Origin of the sequence: Amycolatopsis silviterrae, assembly GCF_042684085.1 — a bacterium.
Lineage (GTDB): Bacteria > Actinomycetota > Actinomycetes > Mycobacteriales > Pseudonocardiaceae > Amycolatopsis > Amycolatopsis silviterrae.
The window spans coordinates 275,223-285,282 of the sequence record NZ_JBHUKS010000003.1 but is presented as its reverse complement, the minus strand read 5'-3'; the positions used below and the strand labels follow the sequence as shown (position 1 = coordinate 285,282).

The window sequence follows — 10,060 nt, the reverse complement described above, 5'->3', positions numbered from 1 at the left end:
GCGGGGGTGCTTGTCAAGGCATCTTTCCCGCCTTGACAAGCACCTCCGCGCCGTAGTCACAATCCAGCTTCGGGGTGCCCCCACCAGGCACAAACCGCAATGTCGCCGCCAGGCGACGAGCCCGAACTCAAACCACCCAGAAATCAAACAACAGCATTCCGCGCAATCTTCTCCGCATACTGCACCGCAGTAGCCGCCCGCTTCACCTTCCCCGACGGAGTCTTAGGCAAACTCCCAGCCGGAAGCACCACCACCGCGAACGGACGCATATCCACCGCATCCCGAACCCGGCCAGCGATCTCCTTCCCCAACCGGCTTTCCTCCACCACATCCCCAGCCAGCTTCGACTCCACCACCACAGCGAACCGCTCCCGCCGACTCCCCGCATCCAGCCGGACCGCAACGGCATTCCCAGCCCGCACGCCATCCACCGCCCCAGCCGCACGCTCAATATCAGTCGGGTACAAATTCCGCCCGCCCATAATGATGACGTCCTTACGGCGGCCACAAATCACGATCTGCCCATCAACCAGATAGCCAAGATCGCCAGTCTTCATCCACCCATCGGCCCCCCGCGTATCCAACGGCCCGTCCACCGTCAAATACCCCGGCGTCACCGCCTCGCCACGAAGCCGAATCTCCCCAACCTGCCGTTCCCCCAACACAACACCGGACTCATCGACGATGTCCGCTTCCAGCCCATCCAACGGCCGCCCAAGCAACGCGAACGATCGCACCTCGTCCGTCCCCCGCCGAGGATCCCCCTCCGGAACCGGCACCGCACGATTGTCTGCCTCAAGCGCATCGGCTTCGACAATGTCCAAAGTCAACCCAGTGAACAACGGCGCGAACGAAACCGCCAACGTCGCCTCAGCCATCCCATAAGCGGGAAAAACACACTCCGGCGGCATCTTGAATCGCTTCCCAGCGTCCACAAAGGTCTGGACGGCGGTCTCGTCGATCGGCTCCGCACCATTAAGTGCAATCCGCAGCTTCGACAAATCATAGGCGTTGTCGTCCTCGACCCGCGCCATCCGCTTACCCACAATGGCGTACGCGAAGTTCGGCGCGGCCGTCGTGGTACCGCCGTATTTGCTGATCAGTTCCGGCCAGATCAACGGCCCGGTGAGAAACTCGACCGGCGTGATCTTGACCAGCTCGACGCCGAACGTCATCGGCACGGTCAGGAAGCCGACCATGCCCATGTCGTGGAAGGTCGGCAGCCACGACACCATCACGTCGGTGTCGAATTCGAACTCCGCGCGGTCGACCATCGCCTTGACGTTGGTGTACAGGTTGCCGTAGGTGATCCGGACGGCCTTCGGCTCCGCGGTGGATCCGCTGGTGAGCTGCAGCAGCGCGGTGTCGTCCTCGGCGGTCGGCACGATCTCGGGCAGCGGTTCGGCTTTGGCGAGGTCGGAGATCAGCCGGTAGCTGATGCCCTTGCCCTCGAGCACCGGCGCGAGCTGGTCGAACGGTTCACCGAGCACGACCAGTTCGGCCCCGATCATCTCGAGCACCTTCACCGTGTCCTCGGCCCATTCGCCGAGGTCGGTGCGCGGCGTCGGCTGGTGCAGCATCGTCACACTGCCGCCGGCGAGCCACACCGCCTGCACGGTCGGCGCGATGAGCACCGGCGCGGCGGCCAGCACCGCCACCGCGCTTCCCGGCGCCAACCCGCCGCTGACCAGCCCGCCCGCGATCCGGCGCGCCTCGTCGTGCACCTGCGCCCAGGTCCGGCGCACCGGCTCCTTGGGCTCGCCGGTCACCATGCCGCGCCGCTGTCCCCGGTCCGCCGCAGTTCCGACCAGTGTGTCCACAAACCGACTCATGTGCGTCAGATTACTGTCCGGTTTCCGCGGACCGCCCGCGGCGGCGTGAACAGCGGATGTCCGGCGTCAGACGAGCTGCGTCACTCGGCGAGTTCGGAGGTCTCCAGCCACCGCGCCTCGACGTCGTCCTTCTCCGCCAGGACGGCCTTCAGTTCGGTGTTCAGCTCGATCAGCTTTTCCGGGTCGGTGGCCGCCTCGGCCAGCGACGCGTGCAGCTTCTCCTCACGCTTCGCCAGCTGGTCCAGCTTCCGCTCCAGGCGACCGAGTTCCTTTTGCGCCGCACGGGTTTCCGCCGCGCTGCGCTTGGCCTCGGTCTTCTCCGCCGCCGGTGCTTCCCGGCGCGGCGCGGCTTCCTTCGCGCGAGCGCGCCGCTGCAGGTACTCCTCGATGCCGCCCGGCAGGTGCGTGACCTTGCCGTCGCCGAGGAGCGCGTACGTGGCGTCGCAGACGCGCTCGACCAGGTACCGGTCGTGCGAGACCACGACCATCGTGCCCGGCCAGCCGTCGAGCAGGTCTTCGAGCTGTTGCAGGGTGTCGATGTCCAGGTCGTTCGTCGGCTCGTCCAGCAGCAGCACGTTCGGCTCGGCCATCAGCAACCGGCACAGCTGCAGCCGGCGGCGTTCGCCACCGGAGAGGTCACCGACCGGCGTCCACTGGCGGGCGGCCGGGAAGCCGAGCTTCTCGCCAAGCTGCGACGCGGTCATCTCCTGCTTGCCGAACACGACACGGCCCGCGACCTGCTCGATCGCCTGCAGCACCCGGAGGTCAGCGGGCAGATCGTCGAGTTCCTGGCGCAGGTGCGCGAGCGCGACCGTCTTGCCCTGCACGCGCCGGCCAGTCGGCGATTCGACGTCGCCGCCCAGCAGCTTCAGCAGCGTGGTCTTGCCGGAGCCGTTCACGCCGACGAGGCCGATCCGGTCGCCGGGGCCGATCCGCCACGTCACGTGGTCGACCAGCGTCCGGTCGCCGACCGTGAGCGACGCGTCTTCCAGCTCCAGCACCGTCTTGCCGAGCCGGCGTTTCGCGAACGCCATCAGCTCCACGGAATCGCGCGGCGGCGGCACGTCGGCGATCAGCGCCTCGGCCGCTTCGACGCGGTAGCGCGGCTTCGACGAACGCGCCTGCGGACCGCGGCGCAGCCACGCCAGTTCCTTGCGCGCCAGGTTCTGCCGCTTCTCCTCGGCGGTCGCGGCGAGGCGAGCCCGTTCGGCGCGCGCGAAAATCCAGTCCGCGTAGCCGCCTTCGTACTGTTCGACCCGGCCGTTCGCGACCTCCCAGGTGAGGCTCGCGACCGTGTCGAGGAACCACCGGTCGTGCGTGACGACCACGACCGCGATCCGCCGGCCCAGCAGGTGATCGGCGAGCCAGCGCACGCCTTCGACATCAAGGTGGTTAGTGGGCTCGTCGAGCACCACCAGGTCCAGTTCGCCAGTCAGCGCGGCGGCCAGCGCGACGCGGCGGCGTTCGCCACCGGACAGGTTCGCGGTCGGGGTGTCGAGGCCGATCGCGGTGATCCCCAGCCCGTCCACAATAGACCGGACGCGCGCGTCGGCGGCCCATTCGTGCTCGGCTCCGTAGCGCTGCAACACCACGTCGCCGACCGTGCTCCCGTCCGGCAGCTCGGTGCGCTGGGTGACGACGGCCATCCGCAGGTCGCGAACTTGGCTCACCCGGCCGGAATCCGGTTCGCTCAGTCCGGAAAGGACTTCGAGCAGCGTCGTCTTGCCGCCGCCGTTGAGCCCGACGACGCCGATCCGCTGCCCCTCGGCGACACCGAGGGAAACGTTGTCCAGCAACGGCTTCACACCGTAGGACTTGCTCACCGACTCCAGGTTGACCAGGTTGGCCATCCGGATCCTTTCCACTGTGGACTATTGATTCAAGCGATGGTTTTTTCAGGCGTGCACGCGTGGCGGCACGTTGCGCGGTGCGTCGTCGCCGCCGACCACGCGCGCGCCGGGCACCGGGCCGTGCGCGACCCGCACCGTGCGGCACACTCCCGCGCCGGACAGTTCGGCGGCCACCTCGACCGCGGTTTCCGCGTCGGAGCACAGGAACGCGCACGTGGGCCCGGAGCCGGACACACAGCCGGCCAGCGCGCCCGCGTTCACCCCGGCACGCAGCGTGCGCCGCAGGCCTGGCCGCAGCGACACCGCGGCCGCCTGCAAGTCGTTGCCGAGCAACAGGGCCAGCTGGCGAGGATCACCCGACGCGAGCGCCTCCACGACCGGCGTGTGCGACCCGATCCGCGGCGGTTTGCCGTCCGCGCGCAGCCGGTCGAGTTCGCCGAAGACCTTGGGGGTGGACAGGCCCTCCTCGTCGAAGGCCAGCACCCAGTGGAACGTGTGCCGCGCGAGCACCGGCACGAGCTGCTCGCCGCGGCCGGTGCCGAGCGCGGTGCCGCCGTACAGCGCGAAAGGCACGTCGCTGCCCAGCCGGCCGGCGATGGTGGCCAGCTCGTCGCGGGTGACGTCGAGCTTCCAGAGCGACGAGAGCCCGACCAGCGCCGCCGCCGCGTCCGCGCTCCCGCCCGCCATGCCGCCGGCGACCGGAATGCCCTTGCGCAGCACGATGCGTACCTTCGGCGCATCCGCGTCCGGCCTTCCGGCGTAGGCGGCCAGCTCGCGAGCCGCGCGCCACGCCAGGTTGGCACCGTCGGTGGGCACCCTGCGCTCGCCCTCGCCGTACACCTCGAGCCCCGGCTCGTCGGTGGCCGCGACGGTCACCTCATCGGTGAGCGAAAGCGCCTGGAAGACGGTGACCAGCTCGTGGAACCCGTCCGCCCGCAGGTCGCCGACGGCCAGGTGCAGGTTGACCTTGGCCGGGACCCGGACGGTGACTGGTGGTGGAACGACAGCGAGCACCCGTCCAGCCTACGTGGCTGCCGCAGGTCAGGCGCCGCCAGGAGAAAACGTTGGCACAGAAGTTCCCCCAGCCGTCGCTCCGGATTGGCCCGCCGGGCCAGTTTGGAAGTACTTTGGAAGTATGCGCGTGCCGGAGGTCAACCTGTCGGAGCTGTCGCTGCGCCCGCGCCAGGTGGTGGACCAGCTCGAACGTTCGCCGAGCCGTTCGGTCCGGATTCGCCGACGGGAGAAGGACAAACCAGATCTGCTGCTGGTCACCGCCGAGCGCGCGGAGCAGGTGGCTGCCGCGGTTTCGGCGGCCGTCACGCTCCTCGTGGAGCTGATGCGCCGCAACACGGAGACCGCGGAGACCGCCGAGGTGCTGCCCGCCGCGTTCCCGTGGGCGCGGTACCTGTCGGCGGCGGAGGTACGGACATTCGTCGGCGAACTGGCCGAAACCCTGGAGCGAGCCGAATCTCTCGGCAATCCGGTCCCGGTCGCCACCCTCGTCGCGAAGTGGAAGCAGACCGCGGAAGCGCACGCGGATCCGGCGCTGGCCGAGATCCTCCGCCGGAACGACCACAAAGGACAGTCGTCAGGACAGCTGTCCTAAAAGTTTGCCCACGTGACCTGACTGATGGGTCTCCGTGTCCCGCAGACGCGGCGAGGGCCGCCCCAATCGAATGGGACGGCCCTCGAAAACGGTTCGGCGAAAGGGAAATCAGGCAGCGACGACGCTCTGCGGACCGCGAGCCGGCTGGCTCACGTGCGCACCCCGGTCGGCGATCCAGGACAGCGCCGCGTCGGCCCGCTCGCCGCGGACACCGAGACGGAAGCGGGCGATCGGGGTGTCCCCGATGCGGGTGAGCCCGCCGCCGATGGTGGCCAGCTCCACGTCGAAGCGGCTGGCCGCCTCGGGCAGCAGGGCGCCCACCGACGCGAAGCCGATCAGCACGACATCGACCGAGCGGTCGTACTTCGCGGACTGGGCGCGCGACGTCTCGATCGACGGCAGCACCGCCTGCGCGGTCCAGCTGTCCGGCGTCGAGATCAGGTCCAGCACCGTGCCGCGCTCGACGATCGCACCGTTGTCGAGCACCGCGACGTCGTCGCAGACCCGGCGGACGACGTCCGCGTCCGGCGTGGTGACCACGATCGTCACGCCCAGCTCGGCGCGCGCCCGGTCGAGCACGGCGAGCACCGCGCCGGAGTCCTCCGGAGCGATCCCGGCGGTCGGGTCGTCGGCGAGCAGCACGGCCGGTCCGGCGGCGAGCGCCTTGGCCACCGCGACCCGGCGGAGCTGGCCTTCGGTGAGTTCTTCGGGCTTCTGCGTCGCGCGGGCGGTGAGGCCGACCAGGTCGAGCAGCGAGCCGACCCGGCTGCGCCGCTGCGGGCCGTCGACGCCGAGCTGCTCCAGCGGGCTGGCGATGTTGCCGGCGATGGTGCGCTCGGCGATCAGCTCCGGCTTGGTCCCGATCACGCCGAGCTGACGGCGGATCTCGCGCAGCCGCTTGCCGTCGAGCGTCGCGGTGTTGAGGCCGTCGAGCCGCACGACGCCGCGGTCGGGCCGCTCCTGCAGCGCGATGCAGCGGGCGAGGGTCGACTTGCCGGAACCGGACGGGCCCACGACGCCGAACAGCGAGCCGGCTTGCACGTCGACACTCACGTCGCGCAGGGCGGCGACACGATTTCCGTGGAAGGGAAAGGACTTGGACACGTTTTCGACAGTGATCACGAAAGGGCTCCAGGCAAAACGAGGCGCGGCGCCGTTTCCGGGCGCGCCAGGCGTCATCGAATTACCGTCCACAATGGACGGCGCAAGAAACTGCGGAAAAGACGATCAGGCGATGACCATGGAGCGTTGACACGCACATACCGTGCGGCGACCTTCGTCGACTACGCGCCGGCGGGTCAGCAGGAGCGGGCGGGTGACCCTCTTCATCGAAAACAGCCTCCATCGGTCCTGGCGGTAGCACCTGCCCTGCGGAGGGTGGTTGCTGCGACTTCGGCGAGCCAGGTCTCTCAGTCGCTCGGGATGGACGCTTTCGAGTAAAGCCGATCCCATTGGCTGAACGCAAGCTCGTTGGTGCAGATCACACGTCTGGTGGTGCCCGCATACCGGAACACCGCGTCCAGGACCCGGAAACCCGGAACCTCGGTCGCCGAACAGTGCCTCGACCTGCGCACCTGGCCCGCCAGCCGTCGGTCGCGAACAAGTTCGTTCCACTGTGGACGATCAGGAGATCTTATGGATCAATAGTTTTCTCGTTGTCAAGGGTGAGCTGGATGCGTGCCCCGGCACTCTCGCTGCCGCGTCGGCAACCGAGCCGAGATAGCACCTCGAAGCGAAGCATCTCGAACCGAGACAGCTGAACAATCCGTGCCGGGGAGCAGTCGGACTCCCCCGAATGCCAGCGCGCTGAGGAGCCGTCAGTCACAGCAAACCGGCCATCTCGGCAGCGACTGAGAGTAGTTGTACGGACACTCAGAAGGATTGATCCTGCTACCACCGGTACCGCTTCTTCGACGCGAAGTAGGCCACCGGGATCCCGGCCAGCACGCCCGCGAAGGAGAACCCGGCGATGTACGGGCTGCGGTCGTAGGAGGCCTGCTGCGCCCGCGCCATGGACTCGTAGGTGCCGCCGCCGCTGCAGAAGTACGACGGATCGCGCGGCATCACCCGGTCGCCGCACATCACCGCGTCCGGATCGTTGTACCGCATCGCCACCCCGGCCGCGATGCCGAGCAGCCCGCCGACGATCAGCAACGCGCCGACGAGCTGGAACAAGGCCAGCAAGAGGTTCCGGAGCATGCCGCGGAAGCTAGCCCGGTCCCGGCGGGAGGGGTCCCCGGTCAGGCGCCGGCGGCCGCGATCCGGGCGAACGCGTGCACGTCGAGCTGCTCGCCGCGCGTCTTCGGGTCGATCCCGGCCTCGGCGAGCAGTTCGCCCGCCCGCTCGGCGGATCCGGCCCACCCGGCCAGCGCCGCCCGCAAAGTCTTGCGCCGCTGCGAGAACGCCGCGTCGACCACCGCGAACAGCCGCGCGCGGTCCACTCCGGCGACCGGGTCGGTGCGGGTGAACGACACCAGCGCGGAATCGACGTTCGGGACCGGCCAGAACACCGCGCGTGGCACGGCTGCGACCTTGCGCGCCGGGCCGTACCAAGCCAGCTTCACGCTCGGCACGCCGTAGGTGCGGCTGCCCGGCCCGGCCGCCATCCGGTCCGCGACCTCGGTCTGGACCATCACGAGCCCGCTGCGCAGCGACGGCAGCTCAGCCAGCAGGTGCAGCACCACCGGCACCGCGACGTTGTACGGCAGGTTCGCCACGATCGACACCGGCTCAGCGGGCAGCTCAGCGGCGCGGACCCGCAGCGCGTCGGCACCGACGACGGTCAGCCGGTCCGCCGCCTCTGGCGCGCGCTCAGCCACCGTGCGCGGCAGCCGGGCGGCGAGCACCGGGTCGATCTCCACGGCGATGACCTCGGCACCGGCGGCGAGCAGGCCGAGCGTCAGCGACCCGAGACCGGGCCCGACCTCCAGCACGACGTCCCCCGGCGCCACGCCGCCGAGTTCGACGATGCGGCGGACCGTGTTGGGGTCGTGCACGAAGTTCTGCCCGAGCTTCTTCGTGGGCCGGACGTCGAGTTCGTCGGCCAGCCCGCGGATTTCGGCAGGCCCCAGCAGTTCCACCACCGGACGAGCCTACCCAGCGACAACGGGGCATACGAAAACAGGCGGCCGGGAGCGCGAGGCTCCCGGCCGCCTGCCGGAAATCGGAGGGTGCTCAGGCCTTGTGGCCGCAGCCCCATGCGCTGTAGCCGCCGCGGTCCTCGCGCACCTTCTCGGCGATCGCGATCTGCTGCTCGCGGGTGGCCTTGTCGGCCGTCGGGGCGTACTGCTGGCCGCCGTAGGCGTTCCAGGTCTGGCGGTCGAACTGGAGGCCGCCGTAGTACCCGTTGCCGGTGTTGATGGACCAGTTGCCGCCCGACTCGCACTGCGCGATGCGGTCCCACGCGCCGGTGTCGCCGATCGCGGGCGTCGGCGGCTTCTTGGTGCCGACCTTGATGATCTTGGCCTTGGCCTCGACGAGGACCTTCTCCGAGACGTGCTCGCGGGAGATCTCTTCGCCGTTTTTCTTGGTGACCTTGTAGGTCACGAGCTTCTTGCCCGGCGTGCCCTGGTCCTGGACGTTCTGCTGGCCCTGCAGCAACGTGGGGTCGTCGACCTTCTGCACCTCGGGGTCGATGGTCTCTTCCTGGTTGACCATCGACACGCCCATGCGGCTGACGTGGACCTCGGCGCCGTTCTTCAGGCTGACGTCGAGACCGCCGTCGATCGCGTCGTCCGGGCCGAGGTTCAGCTTGAGGTCGGAGACGAACTCCTTGGTGGTCACCGCGGTGGTGTCCACCTTGCGGGGCGCGTTGGTGCCGTCGAAAAGCGTGATGTGCTTGAGGGTCTTGACCTGGACGGTGGAGCCCTCGAGCGGCAGTTCGCCGGACGACGGCATCGACGTCCACGCGCCCTGGGACATCATGCTGCCCATGCCGAGCTGGTCCATGGCCTGGCCGAGCGTGGTCGCGCGGACCCAGGAGGGCCGCGACACGCCGTCCACGACGAGGTTCAGCTGACGCCCGCGCTCAAGCTTGATGACGCCGCCGTCGCCGACCGCGGCCTGTGGGGAGGGCGAAAGCGCGTCGTGCGCGCCGACCGACAGGCCCGCGTCCTCGAGCACCTCGCCGACGGTGTCGCCGTAGCTGTGCACGGTCTGCTGGTGGCCGTCGACGTCGACGGTGACGCTCTTGTTCATCGCGAGCGCCGCCGCGCCGCCGCCACCGATGGTGACCAGCAGCGAAAGCACGGCACCCTTGAGGAAGCGGCGCTTCCAGGTCTTGGTCGCCTCGCGCAGCCCCTCCTCGACCTCGACCTTCTTGGCCTGGGGGGAGGCGGTGCGGTCCTGCTCGACCTCGTCCGGGAGGACGAGCGGCGGAAGCATCGTGGTCTCGGCGTTGATGAGCCGGATCAGCTCGTCCACGTCGACGTCGATCTCCGACATCAGCGCGTCGGCGTCCGGGCCGAGTGCGGCGAGCACGTCCTGCTCGGTCACGCGAAGCTCGTCGGAGAAGTCGATCTGCCCGTAGGCGGTGTCCTCAAGCTCGCGGTCGAGCACGGCCACCGAACCAGCGGAGGAGGAGAAATACGCCGAACCCGCGTCAAGACGCGTGTCATCCTGCCGACTACCAGTCACCGGGTCGTTCCCTTTCCCAAGACATCGCGCGTACCTCGCGCGTCGTCCTTCGTTCGCGACGCACCCTCGGGCGCGCCTCTCAAGTCCGACACCCCCAGCCAGCGCCATCGTCACGGTCCCGAGTCGTACCAACCCCG

Annotated in this window: 8 protein-coding genes and 1 riboswitch; of the genes, 1 reads left to right on the top strand and 7 read right to left on the bottom strand. The window is 69.2% G+C overall.

Features of this window, described 5'->3' with window-relative positions:
- Window positions 1–143: 143 nt before the first annotated feature.
- The 3 genes from ACFSVL_RS03065 to ACFSVL_RS03055 all read right to left on the bottom strand — a co-directional run bounded on the left by ACFSVL_RS03065 (window position 144) and on the right by ACFSVL_RS03055 (window position 4,696).
- On the bottom strand, window positions 144–1,832 hold the full coding sequence (locus ACFSVL_RS03065) for a fatty acyl-AMP ligase (RefSeq protein WP_378300189.1): 1,689 nt from the start codon (window positions 1,830–1,832) through the stop codon (window positions 144–146).
- 80 nt (window positions 1,833–1,912) lie between these two features.
- Window positions 1,913–3,682 (bottom strand): ABC-F family ATP-binding cassette domain-containing protein, encoded by a 1,770-nt coding sequence (locus ACFSVL_RS03060; protein ID WP_378300187.1) that lies wholly within the window; start codon window positions 3,680–3,682, stop codon window positions 1,913–1,915.
- Between the two features lie 45 nt (window positions 3,683–3,727).
- Entirely contained in the window at window positions 3,728–4,696 is a 969-nt protein-coding gene (locus ACFSVL_RS03055; RefSeq protein WP_378300185.1) for a 4-(cytidine 5'-diphospho)-2-C-methyl-D-erythritol kinase, read from the bottom strand.
- A gap of 121 nt (window positions 4,697–4,817) precedes the next feature.
- Here ACFSVL_RS03055 and ACFSVL_RS03050 point away from each other — a divergent pair, with 121 nt between their 5' ends.
- Window positions 4,818–5,288, top strand: a complete 471-nt coding sequence (locus tag ACFSVL_RS03050; protein WP_378300183.1) for a hypothetical protein — start codon at window positions 4,818–4,820, stop codon at window positions 5,286–5,288.
- Between the two features lie 108 nt (window positions 5,289–5,396).
- Here ACFSVL_RS03050 and ACFSVL_RS03045 read toward each other — a convergent pair whose 3' ends face one another.
- The 4 genes from ACFSVL_RS03045 to ACFSVL_RS03030 all read right to left on the bottom strand — a co-directional run bounded on the left by ACFSVL_RS03045 (window position 5,397) and on the right by ACFSVL_RS03030 (window position 9,923).
- Window positions 5,397–6,410 (bottom strand): methionine ABC transporter ATP-binding protein, encoded by a 1,014-nt coding sequence (locus ACFSVL_RS03045; RefSeq protein WP_378300181.1) that lies wholly within the window; start codon window positions 6,408–6,410, stop codon window positions 5,397–5,399.
- Between the two features lie 216 nt (window positions 6,411–6,626).
- Window positions 6,627–6,717, bottom strand: a riboswitch (SAM riboswitch).
- Window positions 6,718–7,178: 461 nt separating this feature from the next.
- Window positions 7,179–7,487, bottom strand: coding sequence for a hypothetical protein (locus ACFSVL_RS03040; protein WP_378300179.1), 309 nt, complete (start codon window positions 7,485–7,487; stop codon window positions 7,179–7,181).
- Window positions 7,488–7,528: 41 nt separating this feature from the next.
- On the bottom strand, window positions 7,529–8,371 hold the full coding sequence (gene rsmA / locus ACFSVL_RS03035) for a 16S rRNA (adenine(1518)-N(6)/adenine(1519)-N(6))-dimethyltransferase RsmA (protein WP_378300177.1): 843 nt from the start codon (window positions 8,369–8,371) through the stop codon (window positions 7,529–7,531).
- Between the two features lie 91 nt (window positions 8,372–8,462).
- Window positions 8,463–9,923 carry a transglycosylase family protein gene (locus tag ACFSVL_RS03030; protein WP_378300175.1) on the bottom strand — a complete coding sequence of 487 codons (1,461 nt, stop codon included), beginning with the start codon at window positions 9,921–9,923 and terminating at the stop codon, window positions 8,463–8,465.
- Window positions 9,924–10,060 lie beyond the last annotated feature (137 nt).